Here is a 22,914-nt window from a genome sequence, read left to right on the forward strand (position 1 = left end):
CTTCTCATCTCGCGCTCAGGCATTCAGGACACCATGCAGGCCATTATCCACTTCCCCGAAATTTCGCCCGAGATTTTCTCGATTCCCCTGTTTGGTATGGAGTTTGCCCTGCGCTGGTATGCTCTGGCCTATATAGCGGGCATCATCATCGCCTGGCGGCTGGCCGTGCTGGCGCTGAACGCGCCGCAGCTTTGGCCCGGCCAAAAGGCGCCGATGCGTGCAGAGCAGGTCGAAGATCTGCTGACCTGGATCATCATCGGTGTGATTCTCGGCGGGCGGCTCGGCTTTGTGCTGTTCTATCAGCCGGGGTATTACCTGACGCATCCTGCCGAAATCCTGCGCATCTGGCAGGGTGGTATGGCCTTTCACGGCGGCTTGATCGGGGTGATCCTGGCCTGCTGGGCCTATGCCCGCCGTCACGGCATCTCAAAGATCCAGATGGCTGATCTGGTGGCCTATACCGTGCCCGCAGGATTACTGCTTGGGCGCCTGGCGAATTTCATCAATGCCGAGCTTTGGGGCCGTCCCACCGATCTGCCCTGGGGCGTCGCCTTTCCCGGTCAGGCAGCGCAGGACTGCGGCCAGGCCCTCGGTGCACTTTGCGCCCGCCACCCCTCGCAGCTCTATGAGGCCGCCATGGAAGGCCTGATCCTGGGGTTGCTGCTGATTTGGCTCACCTGGCGGCGGCAGAGCCTGCAGCACCCGGGCCTGAACCTTGGCGTGTTCCTGGCCGGATATGGCATGGCCCGCTTTGTGGTAGAATTCTTTCGCCAGCCCGATGCGCAGTTTGTCAGCCTCGGCAATCCACTGGGGCTGGCCTGGCATATGGGCGGATACGGGTTGACCATGGGGCAAATCCTGTCGCTGCCGATGATTGCGCTGGGGCTTTATTTTGCCCTGCGCCGCAAGCCCAAACAGGACCAGATGGTATGAGCCCCCTGCTGGAGCAACTCAGCAGCCGGATCAGAAGTGATGGCCCGATCAGCCTTGCGGATTATATGGCGGAATGCCTGCTGCACCCCGAGCATGGCTACTACACCACGCACAGCCCCTTTGGCGCTGCGGGCGACTTCACCACCGCGCCGGAAATCAGCCAGATGTTTGGTGAGCTCATAGGCCTGTCGCTGGCGCAGTGCTGGCTGGATCAGGGGGCGCCAAGCCCCTTTACCCTGGCCGAGCTCGGGCCCGGACGTGGCACCCTGATGGCAGATCTTTTGCGCGCCACGCGCCACGTGCCCGGCTTTCACGCCGCCCTGCAGCTCTACCTTATTGAGGCCTCGCCAAACCTGCGCGCCACGCAAAAAGAGGCACTCAAAACCTATGAGATCCACTGGGCCGACAGCGTCGATGCGCTGCCCAAACAGCCGCTGTTTCTGGTGGCCAATGAATTTTTTGACGCCCTGCCCATTCGCCAGTTTGTCCGCGACACAGAGGGCTGGCGGGAAAAACGCGTCGGGCTGGCCGATGGTAGTTTGACCTTTGGGCTGGGGCCGCAAGCGCCACAACCCGCGCTGGAACACCGCCTGCTGGATACCAAACCAGACGATCTGGTTGAGCTGAACCCGGGCCTCGCGCCGATCACCGCCACCCTGGCCCAACGCATTGCCAGCCATGGCGGCGCTGCACTTATTGTCGACTATGGCGACTGGCGCTCACTGGGCGACACCTTGCAAGCGCTCAAAGCGCATGCGCCAGCCGATCCGCTAGACGCCCCCGGCACCGCCGACCTCACGGCGCATGTGGATTTCGAGGTGCTCTGCACCGTGGCGTCCGGGGCAGGCTGCAGCCACAGCAAACTGACGCCACAGGGGATCTTTCTGGAACGCCTTGGCATCCCAGAGCGCGCCCGCGCGCTTGCCGCCAAACTGGAGGGGGAGAGCCTGGAAAACCTGATCAGCGCACATCGGCGCTTGACGCATCCGGAGGAAATGGGAAACCTGTTTAAAGTACTCGGGCTCACCCCCGCTAACACCCCTCCGCCACCAGGATTGCTCTCATGACGCTGGAAATTCTGACCTCTGATCTTTTGGGCCCTATCCACCACGGGTTCTTTACCCGCCGGGGTGGCGCCTCTTCAGGCATCTTTCAGGGCCTGAACTGTGGCCTGGGGTCCAGTGATCAGCGCGAAGCGGTCTCGCTCAATCGCGCCCGGGTGGCTGAGGCGATGCGGGTGGCGCCCGCTGGCCTTGTGGGGGTTCACCAGGTGCATTCGCCCGATGTCGCCGTCATCACCGGCCCCACTACAGACAACAGCCATACCACCGACCTGGCCTCTGACACGGCCTCTGGCCCAGCCTCTGACCCAGCCTCTGACCTGGCCTCCAACCGCACGCGCGCCGATGCCATGGTGACAAAGACACCCGGCGTGGCCCTGGCTATTCTGACCGCAGATTGCCAGCCCGTTCTTTTTGCCGATCACGAGGCTGGCGTCATTGGCGCCGCCCATGCCGGCTGGCGCGGCGCACTTGACGGGGTGCTTGAGGCAACACTGGACGCCATGGAAGCCCTGGGCGCCGACCGCGCCAATACCCATGCCGTTATCGGCCCGGCAATCTCGCAACGCGCCTATGAGGTCGGCCCCGAATTTTTTGAAGACTTCCTGCAGCAAGATCCCGGCCACGCCCGCTTCTTTGCCAATGGAGAAGGCGACCGCTTCCTGTTTGATCTGCCAGGGCTGGGGCTGCACCTGCTGCGCCAGGCCGGGATTGGCCAGGCAGACTGGACCCGCCACTGCACCTATAGCGATCCGGACCGGTTTTATTCCTACCGCCGTACCACCCACGCAGGCGAGGCCGACTACGGAAGGTTAATTTCCTGCATTACTCTTTAGGCACGGATCTGGGCACAATTGCACTGTTCTCGCCACATTCAGCCGCTTTCCGCACCACTGCGCAGAGGCATTTTATCAGCAAATTTAGATAAATTTCAGATACTTAAATGAAATTTCAGCTGTGAGGTGCCACGTCTGGCAATCCAATCAGCTCCATTTCAATTCCACCTCCAAGCCATATTCAGGGCGCAATGATTACCGATACTGAAGCCAACGGAGCGCATGCAAAGCCGCTCCCCTCAGGTAGGATATGCCCCATGACAGCCAGCACCCGCTTCATAAAGTCAGTGATTTCCACTGCAAAATCAGAGACTACAGAGATGCCCTGGTGCCGCGGCGCGACACGCCAGGCCTTTGTCGCATCCCGACGCGCGCGCCCTCATCCGCAATCTGAGGCACAGCCTCTTAAGCAGGCATAACCGGGGCGCAGCCCCTCTTTTGGACCAGCGGATACAGAGACACACAGCGCCAAAGAGCGCGTTGCTGATGGACAAGGCAAGTGGACTGAGCCCCGGCACTGGACTGCGCCTTCAGCGCACGGTGACCCTTTTTTAGGCAATAGCCGCCACAGTCTGAGAGAAAGACCCCTTTGCGGAGGCCTCGCTTTGAGCAGCAGCGTCTCTGCATCGTGCCATTGAGAGACAAACAGCAGGGCACTTTGGTGCACAATATTGAGTATGCAAAAGTCAGTTCTACCGCCCAACATCTCTGCCTCCCCGTTGGGCCAAAGCGGATTGGCGACAGCTCGTAATTCACCAGGAAAGGTCTGGATCAGATGACACTCCCGCACTCGCTGCAACAGGCAGCTGCCATGGCGACGGAGACCAGCGCCCTCCTGCAGGACCCTGCAGCGCTGCGGCTGACGTCCAAGCCGCAACTGCGCCGCTATGAGGTGAGTAGTCTGCTGCCCAATGGGACAATCGCCGAGACCCGCCATATCGCTCCGGCGCTGCCCCTGTTTGAAGACGCCTTTTGCGCCTTTACCCGGGGATCTCTGGTCGACACATCGCAAGGCCCGGTCGCTGTTGAAGACCTGCTGCCGGGCGACGAGATCATGATACAGAATGGCGACTGCCAGCCGCTGATCTGGAAGGGCTCGACCAGCCTGGTGCCCTCAAAGGCCGATGCCCGCGGGCGCAGCCATCGCCTGACCAGTTTCATGGCGGACAGTCTGGGTTTGCAAAAGCCGACCTCCTGCGTTGTGGCAGGACCAGCTGCCCGGCTGTTGCGGCTGCCACCGCATATGCGGGTCCGCCCCGAGACACCCCCGCTGCTGACGCTGGTGCAGGAATTCCAGGACGGCATGAATATCTTTGAAACCGCGCCGCCCACTGTCGTGGATCTGTTCCATCTGTGCCTGCCTAAACATGCGGTGATCAAGGTGGGAGGTCTTGAGTTTGAGACCTATCATCCAGGTCCGGACGCGCTCAAGCTGGTCAGCTACGCCATAAAAACGCTGTATCTCAACCTGTTCAGCCACGTCGATTCCCTGAACGGCTTTGGCCCGCTGCTCTATGAACACGCCACGCCGCTGTCGAATGGTCAGTATAGTGTTTGAATAGTGTCTGAGTCGCATGATCGCTCGTATCGCACCTGCTCGGGCGATATGGGCGATATGGGCGATATGGGCGATCAAAGCCGTAGAAGTGTCTTAAAAACAACGACCTGAAAAACCGCGCCCGTATCCCAGCCCTATCCGCACCCGTATCCGCGAGGTCGCCGCAACGCGCCCAGACCTGCCGCGTAAATTCAGGCTTCGCGCAGCAGGCGCTCTTCCAAAACATCAAAGGGCACCCCAGGCTCATCCTTGGCGCCGCGAATGACCAGTGAGGTTTTGACGCTGGCCACATTGGGCGTGGTCAAAAGATCGCCGGTCAGAAAGCTCTGAAAGGTGCTGAGATCCGGGGAACCCATTTGAGGATAAAATCCACCTCGCCGTTCAGCATGTGGCACTCGCGCACCAAAGGCCAGCTGCGGCATTTCTCTTCAAAGGCAGAGAGTTCTGATTCGGCCTGGCTTTCCAGCCCCACCATGGCAAACACCTGCACCTCAAAGCCCAGCTCGCGGCCGTTTACCTCGGCGTGGTAGCCGCCAATCAAACCGGCCTCTTCCAGGGCGCGCACCCGGCGCAGGCAAGGTGGCGCTGAAATACCAACCCGTTTCGCCAGCTCAACATTGGTCATGCGCCCATCGGCCTGCAACTCCGAGAGTATCTTGCGATCAATCGGATCAAGACGGGTTGTGACCATGTGTAGAGCTCCTGTCAGATTGCGTTTCTTATAGCACCACTGCGGCACTGCGCAATATTATTTCACAGCAGCGCAATAATCTTTGCTTCAAACGAGTTCAAGCCCGAAACAGGGCACCTGCCACCCCTGCCCGTCAGACCCACACCCCTCGCTAAAGGCCCCTCTCAAAGACCCCTCGCAAAGGCGCGACATTCGTGTTGCGCCCTTTGGCCCCATAAGGGGGTTTAAGAGCCGCCGGGCTGTCGCTATATGCAAGCCCTGACGACAGCCACACCAGCCACAGTGCTGATATGCAGTGCTGATATACTGTGCAGACTAGGGGATACGAGATGAGCGACACGCGCCACACCAAGGTTCTGATCATTGGCTCCGGCCCCGCAGGCTATACCGCCGGGGTCTATGCGGCTCGCGCCATGCTGGAGCCGGTTCTGGTTCAGGGCATCGAGCCCGGCGGCCAGCTGACCACCACCACCGAGGTTGAGAACTGGCCCGGCGAAACCGAGGTTCAGGGCCCCGATCTGATGATCAAAATGCAAGAGCATGCTGCGGCCATGGGCTGTGACATTATCGGCGACATTATCACCTCGCTCGACACAGCCCAGCGCCCCTTTGTTGCCAAGGGCGACAGCGGCATGACCTATACAGCAGATGCGGTAATCCTGGCCACAGGTGCGCGCGCCAAATGGCTGGGGCTTGAGTCAGAAGAAAAATTCAAGGGCTTTGGCGTCTCCGCCTGTGCCACCTGCGACGGCTTCTTTTATCGCGGCCAGGAAATCGGGGTCATCGGCGGCGGCAACACCGCCGTAGAAGAAGCGCTGTTTCTGACCAACTTTGCCTCCAAGGTCACTCTGATCCACCGCCGCGATGAGCTGCGCTCGGAAAAGATCCTGCAGGACCGCCTGTTCAAAAACCCAAAGATCGAAACCCTGTGGTTCCATGAGCTGGCAGAAGTGACCGGCACCGATGCGCCATTGGGCGTTGAGGGTGTAAAGGTAAAGCACGTCAAGACCGGCGAAATCAGCGAAATCCCCTGTAAAGGCGTCTTTGTTGCGATCGGCCATGCTCCGGCCAATGAGCTGGTCAAAGACACGCTGGAGCTGCACAACGGTGGCTATGTCCTGGTCAAGCCCGGCACCACAGAGACAACAATACCCGGTATCTTTGCCGCAGGCGATCTGACCGATCACAAATACCGCCAGGCGGTGACTTCGGCCGGCATGGGCTGCATGGCCGCGCTGGACGCAGAGCGCTTTCTGGCCGAGCAAGACTAACGGCACGCGCTCCGGCACAGCTAAATATTTCGACACAGGCGGCAGGGCCATCCCCTGCCGCTTTTTCATTGCTTTCGCCAGTCCCCTCCCAGTCCTCCCCCAGTATTTCGCAGATCTGTCCAAGGTCTGTCCAAGGTCTGTCGTCAGCCTGGTGCGGTTTCTGTCTCCCTCGCTGTCACAATCTGTGTTGCGACGTGCACAGGGTTTTGAACAGGGGCTTCAAACAGGGCTTTACCTTGACCCCGGTTTTCCTGCGCCGCAAGTTGACGTGAAGGCGTGTCTGCCAAAAGGATACAGGCGCCCATCGGGACGGGAGTCTGCAAAACAATGTTATGGAATGGCAACTGGATCACCCGCGCCCGTATCATGAGCGGGCTGATCCTACTCACCTACGCCTTTTTCCACTTCCTCAATCTTGGACTTGGCCTTGTGTCCACCGAGGCGATGGAGACCATGCAAGCTGCTCGGCAGGTGATCACCCGCAACCCTCTGGGGGCCGTGATCCTGATAGGAGCCCTTTTGGTGCATCCCGGTCTGGCCCTCTGGCAACTGGCACAACGGCGCAGCCTGCGGATGCCGCTGTCCGAGGCCTTTCAGACCCTGCTGGGCCTGCTGATCCCGCTGCAGCTGCTGCCCCATATCGCCCACACCACCATTGCCCATCAGTATTTCGCCGTGAATGACGACTACCCCTATATCATCGTGCTGATGTGGAACGCGCCGGTCGTCTGGTGGCAATCCGCCCTGCTGCTTGCGGTCTGGGTGCATGGCTGCATGGGGCTGCATTTCTGGCTGCGTCTCACCACTTGGTGGCACAGGGCCCTGCCCTATATGATTGGGCTTGCTGTCTTTATCCCCAGCTTTGCGCTTGCGGGACTGCTGACCGAAGGGCGCCGGATCTATGACATATTTGTTGAGGGCAGCCAGCGCGCCGCCCTGATGGCCAGCTACAATTGGCCAAGCCGCGAAAGCTTTGACACGCTGCGCCTGATCGAGAGCCGCATGGTCCAGATCTTTGTGCTGCTGGTGGCTCTCACCGCCCTGAGCTATGGCGCCAAAAAGCTGTTGCGGCGGCGCAGGTCCGTCCGCATCACCTATCGCAACGGGCCTGCGGTGACGGCGGAAAAAGGCATGACCCTGCTGAAATGTCGCGTGCCAATGCCATCCCGCATACGGCGCTTTGTGGTGGCAAGGGGCGCTGCACCACCTGTCGCGTCATCATCGAAGAGGGAGCCGCAGCCCTGCCGCCAGCAAGTGATGCCGAGGCCCGCAGCCTGGCGGCGGTCAACGCGCCGCAGAACATGCGCCTTGCCTGTCAAATTCGCCCTGTTTCCGACTTGGCGGTCTGCCGCATGTTCCGCCCCGACGGTAAAAAAGGCCGGGCACATGCCAGCCAGGGAGAGGAACACCAGCTCGCCATCCTGTTTCTGGATATGCGCGGCTTTACCGCCCGCACCTCGGGTCAGCTGCCCTATGATGTGGTTTTCCTGCTGAACCGGTTCTTTGATGCCATCGTGCCCTGCATCACCCAGGCAGGCGGCGGCGTCGACAAATACCTCGGCGACGGCTTGCTGGCTGTGTTTGAGGCAAAAGACGCACAACACTCCGCTCAGGCAAGCCTGACTGCGGCCAACACTATCGGCCAGGCGTTGGAGGCCTTCAATGAGGCGCTGCTGGCAGAAGGCGAGCTTCCGGTCCAGATTGGCATGGGGCTGCATCTGGGGGAGCTGGTTATTGGCGAAATCGGCGCTGCGGGCAACGCGCCACGCACCATCATCGGAGATTCTGTAAACACAGCCAGCCGTCTTGAGGGGGCCAGTAAGGTCAGGAGGTTGAACTGATCCTTTCAGCCTCTGTTTTGCTGGCTGCGGGCTACCGCCCGCCAGGGCAGGACATGCAAACGCTTGGCCTGCGCGGGGTCGCCGCCCCGCTGTCAGCCCTGCCGGTGCAGCGCGCCAGCGATCTGCTCCATATTCTTGGCAGGCTTTAGACCCTTCGCGCCGCAACACCGCCGGACAATACTCCCAAATCAGCGGGATTTAGCCTGAAATGGTCTAATTTGGATCCAAAATGGCACATGATGTCCTTTTTCAGTGCACTGGCTAGACAAGCTTGATCTCTTCGGGGTAGTTGGCCGCATAAATCAGCCCCCTCCCTGGATTGAATTCAGGGCTTTCCCCCGCGCAAGTGACGAGAGACTTCGTGACAATGTTGAGTAATTTAGCTCCGATTCCTGAACTCTATGTTTCGTATGAATCCGCCCAGAAACTGAAAGTCGAAGCCGGGGAACTGAAAAGCCACGACCTGACGCCCCGCCAGATCTGCGATCTGGAACTGCTGATGAACGGTGGTTTCACCCCGCTGAAGGGGTTCATGAACGAAGCCGACTATAATGGCGTCGTAGAAAACATGCGTCTGGAAGATGGCAGCCTCTGGCCTATGCCGATCAACCTGGATGTCTCGGAAGAATTTGCCGCCTCGCTGGAACAAGGCGAAGACATTGCCCTGCGCGATCAGGAAGGCGTGATCCTCGCCACCATGACCGTCACAGACAGCTGGGTGCCAAACAAAGCCCGCGAGGCCGAAAAGGTCTTTGGGGCCGATGATGACGCCCACCCTGCCGTCAACTACCTGCACAATCAGGCCGGCAAGGTCTATCTGGGCGGCCCGGTGATTGGCATTCAGCAGCCGGTTCACTATGACTTCCGCGCCCGCCGCGACACGCCGAACGAGCTGCGCTCGTATTTCCGCAAGCTGGGCTGGCGCAAGATTGTTGCGTTCCAGACCCGCAACCCGCTGCACCGTGCCCACCAGGAACTGACCTTTCGGCGCCGCGCGCGAAGCCCAGGCAAACCTTTTGATCCACCCGGTTGTCGGCATGACCAAACCCGGTGACGTCGACCACTTTACCCGCGTGCGCTGCTACGAGGCGGTGCTGGACAAATATCCAGCCTCCACCACCTCGATGAGCCTGCTGAACCTGGCCATGCGCATGGCGGGCCCTCGTGAAGCGGTCTGGCATGGTTTGATCCGCAAGAACCACGGCTGCACCCACTTTATTGTTGGTCGCGACCACGCAGGCCCCGCAAGAACTCTGCCGGTGAAGATTTCTACGGCCCCTATGATGCGCAGGACCTGTTCCGCGAACATCAGGAAGAAATGGGCATCGAGATGGTCGACTTCAAACATATGGTTTGGGTCTCTGAACGCGCACAATACGAGGCCATCGACGAAATCGAAGACAAGGATGACGTCACCATCCTGAACATCTCGGTGCCCGAGATGTGCCGCCGTCTGGCCGAAGGTCTGGAAATCCCCGAGTGGTTCTCCTTCCCCGAGGTGGTCAGGGAATTGCGCCGCACCAAGCCGCCACGCTCAGAGCAGGGCTTTACCGTGTTTTTCACCGGCTTCTCCGGTTCGGGAAAATCCACCATTGCCAATGCCCTGATGGTCAAGCTGATGGAAATGGGCGGTCGCCCCGTCACCCTGCTGGATGGGGATATTGTCCGCAAAAACCTGTCTTCTGAGCTGGGCTTCTCGAAAGAGCACCGCGACCTCAATATCCGCCGCATCGGCTATGTTGCCTCTGAGATCACCAAAAACGGCGGTATCGCCATCTGCGCGCCAATCGCGCCCTACGCGACCACCCGTCGCGCCGTGCGTGAAGATGTCGAAGCCTTTGGTGCCTTTGTCGAAGTGCATGTTGCCACCACCATCGAGGAATGCGAACGCCGCGACCGCAAGGGTCTTTATAAGCTTGCCCGCGAAGGCAAGATCAAGGAATTCACCGGGATCTCTGACCCCTATGACGTTCCTTTGAGCCCTGAGCTGAGCGTTGAAACCGAGAATGTCGATGTCGACAACTGCGCGCACCAGGTCTTGCTGAAACTGGAAAACATGGGCCTGATCACCGGCTAACAGGTGACGGCACCACATCCGCCAATCAAACAACGGCCTGCCAGTATCCTGGCGGGCCGTTTTTGCATCCAGGCGGGCCGTTTTTGTGTGCAGCCCTGAGAGCGAAGCTGGTTTTACAACCCCTCTGGCAAATCAAGCGCCTCTGGCAAATCAACTGTGCCGCGCATCAGGACGTAGCCCGTGCCGGCAACCCGCACGCCCTGCACCGCATCCCTGCTGCCAACGGGCGTAACCCGCGCCTGACCGGGGCGGCCCATTGCATGGCCCTGCTCAGCAATAAAGCTGTCTTTATCCATCATGCCATTTTGCCACAGATAGGCGGCCATCGCCCCGGTGGCTGAGCCGGTAAAGGGATCTTCCGGCGGGCTTGGCGGCGCCATCAGAAGCCGCGAATAGGTGTCGCCCAAAGCAGTTGCCCCCTGCAATGTAACCCAAAAAAGGCTCCATCATATCAATACCATCGGCACCTAGCGCCGCGCCCAGCTGTGCCAGAGCTGCAAGATCAAGGCGGGCCGCGGCCAGCGCGGAGTGATCCCTGAGCACAGTGATACAAAACGGAAGCCCCGTTGAGACCAGTTGCGGCGCACCAAGGATCGCATCCACCGGCAGCGAGATCGCCGCGGCGACCAGCTTTGGGTCGGGGTTCACTCCAAATACAGGCGCCACCTGGGTCATTTCAATCTGATCACCCGAGACGGTGACAGGAACGATGCCAGCCCCGGTCTCAAGCCGGATCTCGCCGTCGCCAATCAGGCCGCGGTCGCGCATAGCGGCAACTGTGGCAATGGTTGGGTGACCTGCAAACGGAATTTCGCGGCTCGCCAGAAAATACCGTACCCGAATGTCGGCAATCTCAGACGGCCCGGTAAAGGTGCATTCCACAAGCGACGTCTCACGCACAAATGCGGTGCAAACCTCTACAGGCAGATGTGCCGCCGCATGTACCACCGCACAGCCATTGCCGCCAAAGGCGCGCGCAGAAAAGGCGTCGACCCAGTCAAAATCATAGTGTCGCATCTTAGTCCCTGCCCTGATTATGCCCTACGGTTTATTCTCGAGGGTCGCGATCAGCATAGCCCAACTCTTTTTGGGTAAAAACCATCAAGGCAGGCGCGAAGGCAGGCGTGCATCTCTGCTACAGGCACTGTGGCCCGCAGCCCTCAAGGGGCTGGGGCACAGAGATTGATTGCAGAGGGCTTTAGTGAACAGGGCTCTGCTGTACTGGATTTCAGGAACAGGATTTCAGTCATCCGGGCCTCAGTGGAGGAGGCCCAGAAAACGGGAGCTCAGTGAACGGGTACCGGAGCAAAATCATTCTGCCGGGCCAATACAAACGCCATGCGGCGGTCGGCCACAACGGCCAATTGCTCTCCTTCGGCCTCATGCACAGCATAAAGCAGCTCCCGGCCTTCTGCGCCGGCCTGCATGTCTTCGGGCAGATCCGCCACGGCAATCGCCTTTACGTACACGGTAGGCAAACCGGTTGTGGTGAAGTCAAATGGTGTGTGCATTGCTCTTACCCCTTCTTGATATTGATTGTCTGAACCACGGTTTCGGGTCGCGAGCGAGAGAGGTCGACGTGCAAGAGCCCGTTTTCCATCACTGCCTCACCCACATCGACGCCATCCCCCAGAACAAACATGCGTTGAAACTGTCGTGCGGCGATTCCCCGGTGCAAAAAGACCCGACCGTCGCAGTCATCTCCTTGTCGGCCGCGGATGACCAACTGGCGATCCTCGACCGTAATCGCCAGATCTTCTTCGCAAAACCCGGCAACAGCCAGAGTAATTCGGTAAGAAACTTCCGAAGTTTGCTCAATGTTATAAGGTGGATAGCCTTCATTTCCGGATTTAGCCGAACGTTCCAGAAGGCGTTCCAATTGCTCAAACCCCAGCATATGCGGGTAAGAGCCCAGTGTGAGTTTCGACACGTATTTCGTCCTTTTGCTTCAAAGCGACGTTGAATTTGCGATCCCGTAACGGCAACCGCATGCCTAGAATATGGAGACTTCTTTCGAATTCTCAAGTGCAGGGCTGCATAGGTCTAGCGGAAAATCCGTTAAGGAAGTATCTTGGCCCTCCCTGAACCCAACAGTTTTTGAGTCGCCAATGAATGCTTCTGCCGATATTTCTATGAAGACAGATGAGGTGCTCAAGGTCGAGCTGGAAGTCTTTCGCCGCCAGCACCGCGATTTGGACGAGGCGATTACAGCCCTGCAAGACCGCGGCACCAGTGACCAGCTGACAATCCGGCGGCTGAAAAAGAACAAGCTGGGCCTCAAGGACAAGATCTCACAGATCGAAGATCGCCTGACACCCGACATCATCGCCTAACCTCAAGAATAGCCTGACCACAAGAATTGGCTGACCACAAGAATTGCAGGTCGCCGTCAATTGCCTGCCCCCAGAATTGCCAGCCCTCCTGAATCATAGCCTCAATGACAGCGCCTCCATTGGGGTCATTGTCGCATTGCACCACATGGATCTTCGACTATAGTGCGCCTTCCTTCCACCCCAGCAGGTTCCACGTTTCGGGCCTGCGGCATGACAGGACCGAAACACATGCCAGACGCCCCCAGCCCAGAAGCTTCCAGCCAAGTCTCGCCCAGCGACATCAAAGTAGGCATCATCATGGGCAGCCAGTCTGATTGGCCCACCCTGAAAGAGGCCGCCATTCTGCTTGAGGAGCTTGGCGTGCCCTATGAGGCCAAAATTGTCTCTGCCCACCGGACCCCGGATCGGTTGTGGACCTATGGTAAATCGGCTGCTGATCGGGGCTTGCAGGTGATCATCGCCGGCGCCGGGGGGGCTGCGCATCTGCCCGGTATGGTCGCCTCAAAGACCCGTATTCCCGTGGTGGGCGTTCCGGTCCAGACCCGGGCGCTCTCGGGTGTCGACTCGCTCTACTCCATTGTGCAGATGCCAAAAGGGTTTCCCGTGGCCACCATGGCGATTGGCACTGCAGGCGCTGCAAATGCAGGCCTGATGGCTGCTGGTATCCTCGCCCTGCAAGATCCCGCTCTGGCCCAGCGTCTCGATGCCTGGCGCGCCGCCCTGTCTGCCTCGATCCCCGAGGAGCCGGTTGATGAGTGATCTCTCCGCGCAAGCGCAATCAACCCCGCTGGCAACCCCGCTAAAACCCGGTGCTACCATTGGCATCCTTGGGGGTGGCCAGCTGGGCCGCATGCTCTCTGTTGCCGCCTCCCGCCTGGGGTTCAAAACCCATATTTTTGAGCCCGGCGCAAATCCCCCCGCAGGCCAGGTCGCCGATCAGGTAACCACGGCCGGCTATGAGGACAGCGAGGCCCTCATTGCCTTTGCCAATGCGGTTATGTGATCACCTACGAATTTGAAAACATCCCCACCGCAGCGCTGGACATCATCGAGGCCCATTGCCCCATCCGCCCCGGCCGCGAGGCGCTGCGGATTTCGCAGGACCGGCTGACCGAAAAAAACTTCCTGCAGGACCTCGGCCTGCAGATCGCGCCCTTTGCCGATATCAGTGATGCCGCCAGTCTTGACGCCGCCCTGGCCGAAATTGGCGCGCCTGCGATCCTGAAAACCCGTCGATTTGGCTATGACGGCAAGGGGCAGGCCCGCATCATGGCGACCGAGGACGCGAACGACGCGCTGGAGGCCATGGCCGGTGCCCCCTCCGTTCTGGAAGGTTTTGTCAATTTCAGTCACGAGGTCTCGGTGATTGCCGCGCGCGGCCTCACGGGAGAGGTGGCCTGTTTTGATCCCGGTGAGAATGTACATCGAGACGGCATCCTGCATACCACCACCGTGCCTGCCCGCCTTAGCGGCAGTCAGCGCATGGATGCGGTTCTTTTGGCGGCCAAGGTGCTGAATGCGCTGGATTATGTTGGAGTTCTGGGGGTCGAATTATTTGTTACCCAGCAGGGGCTGGTGGTCAATGAGATCGCGCCACGGGTGCATAACTCTGGTCACTGGACCCAGAACGGCTGCGCGGTTGATCAGTTTGAGCAGCACATCCGTGCAGTAGCGGGCTGGCCACTGGGCGATGGCCAGCGGCACGCGGATGTGGTGATGGAGAACCTGATCGGCGACGATATGGACCGCTTACCTGAGCTGGCCAAAGAGCGCGATTGCGCCCTGCACCTCTATGGTAAGGCCGAGGCCAAGCCCGGCCGCAAAATGGCGCATGTGAACCGCATCATCCGGCCACAAAAAGCTCCCGCACGGCGGTAGAGCCCTGACAAAACAGCGCCCGCGCTTCGGCTGAGGACGGGCGCTGCTTTGACTGGATGCAAACGGACGGCTGCGACTATTCCGAGCTGAGCCAGACCCAAGTTAGCCGATAAACCGTGCGGCAATGTCACCCGACATATAGCTCACACGGCCCCCAGACAGGGTCGCAGCAACCCGTTCGGATTGTTTCTCGATAATAACCATATCGGCGCGCTTCCCTGCTGCAAGATCACCACGATCCTGCAGCCCCAACATGCGTGCCGGCCCAGAGGAGACAAGTGCCCAGGCCGCGGCCAGATCCATCACTCCCGAGCGCGCCAGAAGGAGGGCCGCGCGGCGCGGGCTGGGGTAGTGGTAGTCCGAGGCCAGCGCATCACACAGCCCCATGGCAATCAGATCCAGCGCCGAGGCATTGCCCTTGTGAGAGCCACCCCGCACCACATTGGGGGCCCCCAGAATGATCTGGTCGCCGCCTGCCCGCGCCGCCTTCTGCCGCCTCGAGCGTTTCAGGGAACTCGCTGATCTGGGCGCCCCGCGCACGCCAGATTGCGCGCCCCTCAGCGGTTTTATCATCGTGACTGCCGACCCTGAGCCCACGCGCCAGAAGCTCTTTACACAAGAGCTCAAGCGCGGCTGGAACCTCATGGCTGCGGCGGTGCATCTGCAGCAGCATCTCAAAATGCTTGTCCGGATTGCGCCCGGCCTTTAGTGCCTGTCCTGTGAGGCGGGCTGGCTTTTTTCCAGCCGCAAGCCGGTCATGGTCAAGGTGGTCGTTGAAAACGATATAAGTGACGCCCCACTGCGTGATCTTATCCGGCAGCCCCTCATAGTCGCCGAGCATATGGGTCTCAAAGCGCAACTGCGGCACAAGATCCGTCACCAGGCTTGACCGCACATTTTGGATGGCCGAAAACACCTGAGCTGCATAGTCGGGGCTGCGCAAGCCGCCTTCCCAGCTATAAAACTGGGCCAGCACCGCCGTGGTGATGCCATTGGCTGCAAGCTCGGCCTCCGCAGCCACCACCCCCTCTGTCATCTGTTTCATCGCCCCACGGCGCGGTGCCAGATGACGCTCGAACCCGTCGCCATGTGGATCAATAATGCCCGACAGCACCATATAGCCTGACAGATCCACCCGACGCCCCTGTGGGTTTGCGGTGATCCGGCCCTCGGCGACACCAATTTCGGCCCGCACGTCCAAACCTGCGGGCGTCAGCACATCCGCCCCCTGAAGGGTCAAATCCAGCATTGTCATTCACTCTTTGTCTCTTGATCAGCTTTGTTCTTCAGCCCATAGCCGCAGTCTGCGGCGATACAGGGGCCCTCAACCAGCGCGTTCAGCGCCTCCAGCCAGGTTATGTCCGGGTCAAACCGGCCCTGCTGCAAAAACTGCTGCACCTGAGCGATCACCAGAGGATCATTCATCATAAAGGTATGGGTGACAGGCAGGGTAATGTGGTCCTGCATACCTGCAACCCGGGTACTGGCAACCGAGACCTTGCCATCGTCCTTGCCTGGGATCAGCGCCGAGAAGACAGGACTGATGGAGTGATCTCCGGCAATGACCCCAAGAGCAAAATCGACCGGCGGCAACATCTTTGGCACGCTGTCTTTGCCTGTTCCCAAACTGGCCCCCGCCGGACCATTGATCATGTTGAAAACCGTCCAGTCGCCCAGCTCATCGACCAGCTCGCTGCCTTGATTAGGCGGCCCTAACATCACCGTGCGCCCCAGATTCGCCGGGCGATGCTGCGGATCCTTCAGGTAGTGACGCAGCAAAATACCGCCCATGGAGTGGGTGACAAAATGCACGGTCTGATCCGCGCCACAGGACTGGATCGCCGCAGGCAGCGTCTCGTCAGCCAGTTGCGCGATGGTAAACTCGGTCGAGGCATATCCCGGACGCGCGACCTGATAGCCGCGGGATTCCAGCACCTGCTCTAAAACCACAAAGGAGTCCTCTGAGCGGGCAAGCCCGTGCAGCAAGACAACACAGTCGGCCTGTGCCGGACGGGGCGCCAGACCGGAAGCCAGACCGGATATCACACACAGCACCGGCAGCAGCAGAGATTTCATCAGGTTTTGCATGGCTTCCAGATAGGGCCTGCGGCAGCGCGAGAAAACCCCTATCCGGCGACTTTTGGCGACCAGATCACCAGCGCAATACCTGCCAGAACTGCCAGCGTGCCAAGAACCAGCTGCAGCCCCAGAGGCTCGGCCAGAAACACCACGCCGCCAAGGATGGCAAGCACCGGCACGCTCAGCTGGATGGTGGCCGCCAGCGCCGGTTGCAGCGACGGCAGAACCCTGTACCAGAGCGCATAGCCCAGCCCGGATGTGACAGCCCCCGAGACAACCGCCAGTCCCACCCCAGGCGTGGTTATCAGCCTGCCGCCATCCAGCAGCAGCACAAAGGGCAGCATCATCGCCGTGGCCCAAAGGAAGGTTGACCGAACTCGCCACCAAAGGCTCGCGCACGCCGCGTCCCAAAAGGCTATAGGCCGCCCAGCCCAGCCCGCTCAGGCCCCTGAGAACCGCATCCCAGAAGGGCACCTGCAGGCTTTCGGTTGGCCAGATCACATAGGTCAGTCCCGCAAAGGCAATCCCAGCCCCTGCAAGTTGCCCAAGGCTCACCCGGTTTCCGGTCACAGCGCCCCAGCCAAACATTGCGATCTGGACAACGCCAAACAGGATCAAAGCCCCAAGCCCGGCATCAAGCCCCTGATAGGCAAGGCAGAACCCAATCATATAGAGCGTAAGAGCCCCGCCGCCCTTGAGGCTGGAGACAAGCGGCTGTCGCATCCGAAGCCCGCGCAGCCGACACAGCAGCGCCAACATGGCAGCCCCCGAGGCAAGGCGCAAAAGGCCAAAGCCCAGGGCGTCCATATAGCCCCAGCCAATCGCCATCCGGCCCAGAACCGAGTTTGCCGCAAAGGCAATCAAAACAAGCAGGACAAGCGCAATCAGCTGCATAACCGGGCCTCGATCAGGCCGGGCGTGCCCGGCGTATCAGTTCAGAATACGCAGGTCGGTATCACCGTATCCGCAGGTGTAGCAACAGTCATTACACCTTTGTGAATTGTTCATACCAGTGCCCCAGTATTTGTTTTCATTTCCGCGCACCCAGGCCCCATAGCAAATTGATTCGCCGCTCTCACAGCTGAGGCTGAATTCACGGGTGTCATAATCATCAACCATGTAGACTTGCCCGTCTCCTGGCCAGGCCCGGTTGTAGTCCTGGCTGTAGAATTCAAGACTGACAATATGCGGATAATCGCTGCGGATGGTCCATTTCAAACTGTCGGCGCTTGCTGTTTGCACCGCCATGACAGAGGCCATAACGAGCCCGACTATTCCCAAAACCTTCATGTCTTCCCCCTAAACTATTTGACTAAAAGCCTAACAATAATGGAATGCGCGCAGAAAAATCAAAACTTTTGGGCCGTCTCATTCAATTTTTGAAAAGGCTGCAGGGTAAATCAGGGTGCCCTCAGGCACATCATCGCCCCGTTTCAGGATCAACGTATGATCCAACGGATAGGGGCTGATGAGGTTTTGTGCCAGCGCAAGGCTAAAGCCTGCACGCGCATAAAATGAGGGCCTCCCCAAAACAACAATCGCCTCGGGAAGGCTTGCCTGCAACCTGTTAGAAGGGATGTCATAAAGGCCACTCAATTCGCGAAGCATCCGGGAGCCAAACCGCCAGGGGCCGCGATAAAGCTCGTCGCCAGGGCCTCCAGCCTCCATATTCGGATTGTTTTCCGCCTGCTTACCGCCCTGCCATTCCGGCCGCACCGCCACGGGAGCAAGACAGGCCCAGCCCGCGGGTGCCTGCATCCGGCTTAGGGCGAAGTATCCGCCGATCTTGCCGGCCCATGGTTTCTGGAACTCATGCAGCATATCGCCGTCTTCGCGCAGCATGCGCACCAGACGCGCCTCGTCATCCGTAGGAAAGGCCGCTTTCAGCAGATCGTCGACCGCATCAAACTGGGCCGGCACCACATCGCGCAGCGTATCGGGGCCAATGACCATCCTGCTATTGCCCTATCCAAAGCCTGTCCAACACGGCAATCAAAACACAACTGGCCTAAACAAAAAAGGGGCCGCCCGAAGGCGACCCCAAATTCATCCGGTAAGGATGGCGTGATTTTCCCTATCGGCAAGCCTTCCAAAAGGACGGCCGCCTGTCGGGCATCACAAGTCCAAGGGACTTGTGATTACATCATGCCGCCCATGCCGCCCATGCCGCCCATGTCAGGCATGCCGCCACCGGCAGCGCCATCTTTGGAAGGCTTGTCAGCGATCATCGCTTCGGTGGTGATCAGCAGACCAGCAATCGAGGCTGCGTCTTCCAGAGCGGTACGTGCCACTTTGGCAGGGTCGATCACACCAAAGGCAAACATGTCGCCATATTCTTCGGTCTGAGCGTTGAAGCCAAAGTTCTTGTCGTCGCTTTCGCGCACTTTGCCAGCAACCACTGCACCGTCAACACCAGCGTTTTCAGCGATCTGACGCAGAGGCGCCTCGATTGCTTTACGCACGATCACGATACCTGCGGTCTGGTCAGCGTTTGCGCCTTCCATGCCGTAGAGGGCTTTACCGGCCTGAACCAGAGCAACACCACCACCAACGATCACGCCTTCCTGCACGGCCGCACGGGTCGCGTTCAGGGCATCGTCTACGCGGTCTTTGCGCTCTTTGACTTCAACTTCGGTCATTCCGCCAACGCGGATAACAGCAACACCGCCGGCCAGTTTGGCAACGCGCTCTTGCAGTTTTTCACGATCATAATCAGAAGTAGTTTCTTCGATCTGAGCGCGGATCTGACCCACACGGGCTTCGATCTCGGCTTTGGAGCCGGCACCGTCAACGATGGTGGTCTCGTCTTTGGTGATTTCGATTTTCTTGGCAGTGCCCAGCATGTCCATGGTGACGGACTCAAGCTTCATGCCCAGATCTTCGGAGATCACCTGACCACCGGTCAGAATGGCCAGATCCTGCATCATCGCTTTGCGACGATCGCCAAAACCAGGCGCATTAACAGCAGCAATTTTCAGACCGCCGCGCAGTTTGTTGACAACCAGAGTTGCCAGCGCTTCGCCTTCGACGTCTTCTGCGATGATCAGCAGAGGCTTTTGCGACTGGATCACCTGCTCGAGCAGAGGCACCATGGCCTGCAGCGAAGAAAGCTTCTTCTCGTGCAGCAGGATCATGCAGTCTTCGAGGTCTGCAACCATTTTGTCAGCGTTGGTGACAAAGTAGGGCGACAGGTAGCCACGGTCGAACTGCATGCCTTCGACAACATCGGTCTCTGTTTCCAGGCCTTTGTTTTCTTCGACAGTGATCACGCGTTCGTTGCCAACTTTTTGCATCGCGTCTGCGATCTGCTGGCCGATGGCGGCTTCACCGTTGGCAGAGATAGTGCCAACCTGTGCAACTTCAGCGGAGTCTTTGACTTCGCGTGCCATGTCTTTGATGCCCTGAACGACGGTGGCAGTTGCCAGGTCGATGCCGCGCTTCAGATCCATTGGGTTCAGACCAGCAGCAACCTGCTTCAGGCCTTCTTTAACGATGGCCTGGGCCAGAACGGTGGCAGTGGTGGTGCCGTCGCCTGCTTCGTCATTGGTGCGGGAAGCAACTTCCTTGACCATCTGAGCGCCCATGTTTTCGAACTTGTCTTCCAGCTCGATCTCTTTGGCAACGGATACACCATCTTTGGTGATGCGCGGTGCGCCAAAAGATTTGTCCAGAATGACATTACGGCCTTTGGGGCCCAGGGTCACTTTGACAGCATCGGCCAGAATGTTAACGCCGGCCAGCATGCGGTTGCGGGCATCGGTGTCGAATTTGACGTCCTTAGCAGACATGTTTTATTCTCCTCGAGAAAATCTTTGTGTGTCAGCGATATGCGTTGGGATCAGAGAAGCTGCGAGGCTTACTCGATGATGCCCATGATGTCGCTTTCTTTCATCATCAGCAGCTCTTCGCCGTCGACGGTGACTTCTGTGCCGGACCATTTGCCGAACAGGATGGTATCGTCGGCTTTCACAGCCATTTCGATCAACTCACCGCTGTCTTTGCGTGCGCCTTCGCCGATTGCGACGACCTGGCCTTCGCTGGGCTTTTCTTTAGCGGATTCTGGAATGATCAAACCACCAGCAGTTTTTTCTTCGCTTTCAGTGCGACGAACAAGCACGCGGTCGTGGAGTGGTTTCAATGCCATCTTTGCAGCTCCTTATAAGGCTCAAAGGTTGTTATCTCTGGATAGCCTCCGCATCTCTGCCGAGGCGTTATCACTCACACTTGATGAGTGCTAACGGACGAACAGCTATGCAGGGGATGGGCCTGTGTCAACCATATTGAGGAAGAAAAATTCGCGATGATAAACAGGATCCGCGTCATCAGGTACCACCGCTTTATGGCACAGCGCTACAGCACTGCTCTATGACACCGCTTTATGACGCGGGCGCGTCAGCCTTGCCTTGCCCTTGGCCTTCCCCTTCGCCCTCCCCCTCGGCTTCCCAGCTATAGGCCCAGTGCTTCAACCCGTCACGCCCAGTCTCGGTAAGTTGGTAAATGCCCTTTTGCACCCGTTCGAACCAGCCATAGTGATTGGAGGCCATCAGGCCTGTCGCTCTGGCAACCCCTGTGGCCTTGGCAACCTCAGACCCTTTGCTGGCCCCGGCGCCCGCCAAAAAGGCCGCACAACGCAGCGCATCCTGTCGATAGGCGGTGACGATACCATGGCGCGTTGCACCACCGGCGTTGGGATCCCCCTGCAGACGGTCAAACTCCCGCAGCAGACGTTGCTTACGCTTCTTTGACTTGCGTGGCGCATAGGGGCCGGGGTCGCATTGCACCTCGCAGCGCCCATCTGGCAGCACCAGAATCAGGCCCAGACAAAGACGGCGGCACAGCGCCAGATTATCCTTGAGCATCCGGCGCGCCTGCCGCCCCGTGGGCCGGGGTACCGCAATGTAGACCAGATCGGTCACTGATTGACGCGTCACCGCCTGATGAAACAGCGACAATGAAAACCTGAGCTTCAGCTGACAATCACCGGGTCCTCGCCGCCGCGCCGCGCCATCACATCAGCGGCGCCCACCTCGCCCTTGACCTCATAGCCCTGCGCCACAAGCATGGCCTTTACCGGCGGATAAAGTTGATCTTCGCGTTCCATGGCGGCGACCATAGCCACCGGGCCCGGCGAACAAAAGCGCACATCTGGAACATGGCCTGAAATTGGTGCCAGCCCAATTTCCCAGCTTAATTTCACTCGCTCATTTTCCCCCGCATATTTTCAAGCTGCGACGCTCCAGCAGACCCTGCCAAAACCTAGCCTCCGCAGCCAGTCGGGCACCGCACCGCCAGACGCATGCTGCATTGCTGCATTGCAGCGCTGGTGGGGTGACAAGCCAGCCCTGCCAGCCTATAAGGCGCGCAAACTCCAATAAGTGCACAGGATAGCAAGATGACCGTCCAAGTTTTTGGCCATAAATCTCCCGATACCGATTCCACCGGCTCTCCCATTGTCTGGGCCTGGTACCTCTCTGAGATCAAAGGTGTTGCTGCCGAAGCAAAACTGCTTGGCGAACCCAACACCGAGGCGGCCTTCATGCTGCAGCGCTGGAATCTGGACAAGCCCGAGATCATCGCAGATGTGGCCGATGACCAGGCGGTGGTTATCGTTGACACCAACAACCCGGCCGAGCTGCCTGCCAACATCAATGGCGCCGACGTTCAGGCCATCATCGACCACCATAAATTGGTTGGCGGGTTGGAGACCAAAGGTCCCATCGACATCACCATCCGGCCCCTCGCCTGCACCGCCACCATCATGCATGACCTGATCGGTGACGACATGGCCAAAATGCCCGAGGCCATCAAAGGCGCGGCTCTGACCTGCATCCTGTCGGACACGCTGGAATTCCGCTCGCCCACCACCACCGATCACGACCGCGCCGTGGCCGAAAAACTGGCCGCTGATCTGGGCATCGACATCGCCGCCTATGCCGCCGAAATGTTCGCCGCCAAATCCGACGTCTCGTCCTTTTCTGACGCAGAGCTTCTGCGCATGGACAGCAAGGAATTCACCGTCGAGGGCACCAAATTCCGCGTCAGCGTTCTTGAGACAACCGCCCCCGGTGTTGTGCTCGACCGCAAGGCCTCCTTGATGCAGACAATGACCACTGTTGCCGCCGAAGACGGTGTCGAGCAGGTGTTGCTGTTTGTTGTCGACATCCTGAACGAGGAAGCCACTCTGCTGGTGCCCAACGATCTGGTGAAAACCGTCGCCGAAAAGAGCTTTGGCGCTGTTGTCGAAGGCGACGCCGTGGTTCTGCCCGGCATCATGAGCCGCAAAAAGCAGATCATCCCCAACCTCAAGGTCTGATTCCTTTTTTGGTCAGGAAATAGAAAAGGCGCCCCTGAGGGCG

Annotated in this window: 17 protein-coding genes and 7 pseudogenes; 12 read left to right on the forward strand and 12 right to left on the reverse strand. The window is 59.2% G+C overall.

Features of this window, described 5'->3' with window-relative positions:
• The first annotated feature begins 33 nt into the window (after nt 1–33).
• From lgt to B4968_RS11890, 4 genes are all read left to right on the forward strand, one after another.
• Nucleotides 34–933: a prolipoprotein diacylglyceryl transferase gene (gene lgt, locus B4968_RS11875; RefSeq protein WP_083099295.1), complete on the forward strand. Its 900-nt coding sequence runs from the start codon at nt 34–36 to the stop codon at nt 931–933.
• Nucleotides 930–2,000 (forward strand): class I SAM-dependent methyltransferase, encoded by a 1,071-nt coding sequence (locus B4968_RS11880; protein WP_083099297.1) that lies wholly within the window; start codon nt 930–932, stop codon nt 1,998–2,000. Before lgt ends, B4968_RS11880 begins: the two co-directional genes overlap by 4 nt.
• A complete protein-coding gene (gene pgeF, locus B4968_RS11885) occupies nt 1,997–2,830 on the forward strand; it encodes a peptidoglycan editing factor PgeF (protein WP_083099299.1) in 834 nt (277 codons plus the stop codon). The genes B4968_RS11880 and pgeF overlap by 4 nt, the downstream gene beginning before the upstream one ends.
• A 775-nt stretch (nt 2,831–3,605) precedes the next feature.
• On the forward strand, nt 3,606–4,388 hold the full coding sequence (locus B4968_RS11890; protein WP_083099301.1) for a Hint domain-containing protein: 783 nt from the start codon (nt 3,606–3,608) through the stop codon (nt 4,386–4,388).
• Between the two features lie 191 nt (nt 4,389–4,579).
• Here B4968_RS11890 and B4968_RS11895 read toward each other — a convergent pair.
• Nucleotides 4,580–5,079, reverse strand: a pseudogene (locus tag B4968_RS11895) (Lrp/AsnC family transcriptional regulator).
• Nucleotides 5,080–5,408: 329 nt separating this feature from the next.
• Here B4968_RS11895 and trxB point away from each other — a divergent pair.
• On the forward strand, nt 5,409–6,350 hold the full coding sequence (gene trxB, locus B4968_RS11900; protein ID WP_083099303.1) for a thioredoxin-disulfide reductase: 942 nt from the start codon (nt 5,409–5,411) through the stop codon (nt 6,348–6,350).
• A gap of 381 nt (nt 6,351–6,731) precedes the next feature.
• Here the strand turns inward: trxB and B4968_RS25705 are convergent, their stop codons facing one another.
• Complete coding sequence (locus B4968_RS25705) at nt 6,732–7,136, reverse strand: hypothetical protein (RefSeq protein WP_338153249.1); 405 nt, start codon at nt 7,134–7,136, stop codon at nt 6,732–6,734.
• Nucleotides 7,137–7,495: 359 nt separating this feature from the next.
• On the opposite strand from B4968_RS25705, the pseudogene B4968_RS25710 reads away from it, so the two are divergent.
• The 3 genes and pseudogenes from B4968_RS25710 to B4968_RS25230 all read left to right on the forward strand — a co-directional run.
• Nucleotides 7,496–7,618, forward strand: a pseudogene (locus tag B4968_RS25710) (2Fe-2S iron-sulfur cluster-binding protein); the annotation flags it as partial.
• Between the two features lie 165 nt (nt 7,619–7,783).
• Nucleotides 7,784–8,191, forward strand: coding sequence for an adenylate/guanylate cyclase domain-containing protein (locus B4968_RS25715; protein ID WP_338153252.1), 408 nt, complete (start codon nt 7,784–7,786; stop codon nt 8,189–8,191).
• A gap of 367 nt (nt 8,192–8,558) precedes the next feature.
• A pseudogene (locus B4968_RS25230) lies at nt 8,559–10,268 on the forward strand (bifunctional sulfate adenylyltransferase/adenylylsulfate kinase).
• 113 nt (nt 10,269–10,381) lie between these two features.
• On the opposite strand, the pseudogene B4968_RS11915 reads toward B4968_RS25230, so the two are convergent.
• From B4968_RS11915 to B4968_RS11925, 3 genes and pseudogenes are all read right to left on the reverse strand, one after another.
• A pseudogene (locus B4968_RS11915) lies at nt 10,382–11,285 on the reverse strand (PhzF family phenazine biosynthesis protein).
• Between the two features lie 269 nt (nt 11,286–11,554).
• The gene (locus B4968_RS11920; RefSeq protein WP_083099305.1) at nt 11,555–11,779 is read right to left on the reverse strand and encodes a DUF1150 family protein; all 225 of its coding nucleotides are present in this window, start codon (nt 11,777–11,779) and stop codon (nt 11,555–11,557) included.
• Nucleotides 11,780–11,784: 5 nt separating this feature from the next.
• Nucleotides 11,785–12,198: an Hsp20 family protein gene (locus B4968_RS11925; protein WP_162843568.1), complete on the reverse strand. Its 414-nt coding sequence runs from the start codon at nt 12,196–12,198 to the stop codon at nt 11,785–11,787.
• 178 nt (nt 12,199–12,376) lie between these two features.
• Between B4968_RS11925 and B4968_RS11930 the strand changes: the two genes are divergently transcribed.
• The 3 genes and pseudogenes from B4968_RS11930 (at nt 12,377) to B4968_RS11940 (ending at nt 14,479) form a co-directional block, all read left to right on the forward strand.
• Complete coding sequence (locus B4968_RS11930) at nt 12,377–12,601, forward strand: YdcH family protein (protein ID WP_083099309.1); 225 nt, start codon at nt 12,377–12,379, stop codon at nt 12,599–12,601.
• A gap of 228 nt (nt 12,602–12,829) precedes the next feature.
• Entirely contained in the window at nt 12,830–13,360 is a 531-nt protein-coding gene (gene purE, locus B4968_RS11935; protein WP_083099311.1) for a 5-(carboxyamino)imidazole ribonucleotide mutase, read from the forward strand.
• Nucleotides 13,353–14,479, forward strand: a pseudogene (locus B4968_RS11940) (5-(carboxyamino)imidazole ribonucleotide synthase). Before purE ends, B4968_RS11940 begins: the two are co-directional and overlap by 8 nt.
• Nucleotides 14,480–14,581: 102 nt before the next feature.
• On the opposite strand, the pseudogene B4968_RS11945 reads toward B4968_RS11940, so the two are convergent.
• The 7 genes and pseudogenes from B4968_RS11945 to B4968_RS11980 form a co-directional block, all read right to left on the reverse strand.
• A pseudogene (locus tag B4968_RS11945) lies at nt 14,582–15,734 on the reverse strand (alpha-D-ribose 1-methylphosphonate 5-triphosphate diphosphatase).
• On the reverse strand, nt 15,731–16,555 hold the full coding sequence (locus B4968_RS11950) for an alpha/beta fold hydrolase (protein ID WP_083099333.1): 825 nt from the start codon (nt 16,553–16,555) through the stop codon (nt 15,731–15,733). Before B4968_RS11950 ends, B4968_RS11945 begins: the two are co-directional and overlap by 4 nt.
• 933 nt (nt 16,556–17,488) lie before the next feature.
• Complete coding sequence (locus tag B4968_RS11960) at nt 17,489–17,848, reverse strand: hypothetical protein (RefSeq protein ID WP_083099312.1); 360 nt, start codon at nt 17,846–17,848, stop codon at nt 17,489–17,491.
• Nucleotides 17,849–17,926: 78 nt separating this feature from the next.
• The gene (locus B4968_RS11965) at nt 17,927–18,511 is read right to left on the reverse strand and encodes a GNAT family N-acetyltransferase (RefSeq protein WP_083099314.1); all 585 of its coding nucleotides are present in this window, start codon (nt 18,509–18,511) and stop codon (nt 17,927–17,929) included.
• A 185-nt stretch (nt 18,512–18,696) separates the two neighbouring features.
• On the reverse strand, nt 18,697–20,346 hold the full coding sequence (gene groL / locus B4968_RS11970) for a chaperonin GroEL (RefSeq protein WP_083099315.1): 1,650 nt from the start codon (nt 20,344–20,346) through the stop codon (nt 18,697–18,699).
• 68 nt (nt 20,347–20,414) lie between these two features.
• Nucleotides 20,415–20,702, reverse strand: coding sequence for a co-chaperone GroES (locus B4968_RS11975; protein WP_083099317.1), 288 nt, complete (start codon nt 20,700–20,702; stop codon nt 20,415–20,417).
• A 232-nt stretch (nt 20,703–20,934) separates the two neighbouring features.
• A pseudogene (locus tag B4968_RS11980) lies at nt 20,935–21,659 on the reverse strand (DUF2161 domain-containing phosphodiesterase).
• A gap of 291 nt (nt 21,660–21,950) precedes the next feature.
• Between B4968_RS11980 and B4968_RS11985 the strand changes: the two are divergent.
• On the forward strand, nt 21,951–22,871 hold the full coding sequence (locus B4968_RS11985; protein ID WP_083099318.1) for a manganese-dependent inorganic pyrophosphatase: 921 nt from the start codon (nt 21,951–21,953) through the stop codon (nt 22,869–22,871).
• Nucleotides 22,872–22,914 lie beyond the last annotated feature (43 nt).

Origin of the sequence: Pseudophaeobacter leonis, from assembly GCF_002087335.1 — a bacterium.
Classification (GTDB): domain Bacteria; phylum Pseudomonadota; class Alphaproteobacteria; order Rhodobacterales; family Rhodobacteraceae; genus Pseudophaeobacter; species Pseudophaeobacter leonis.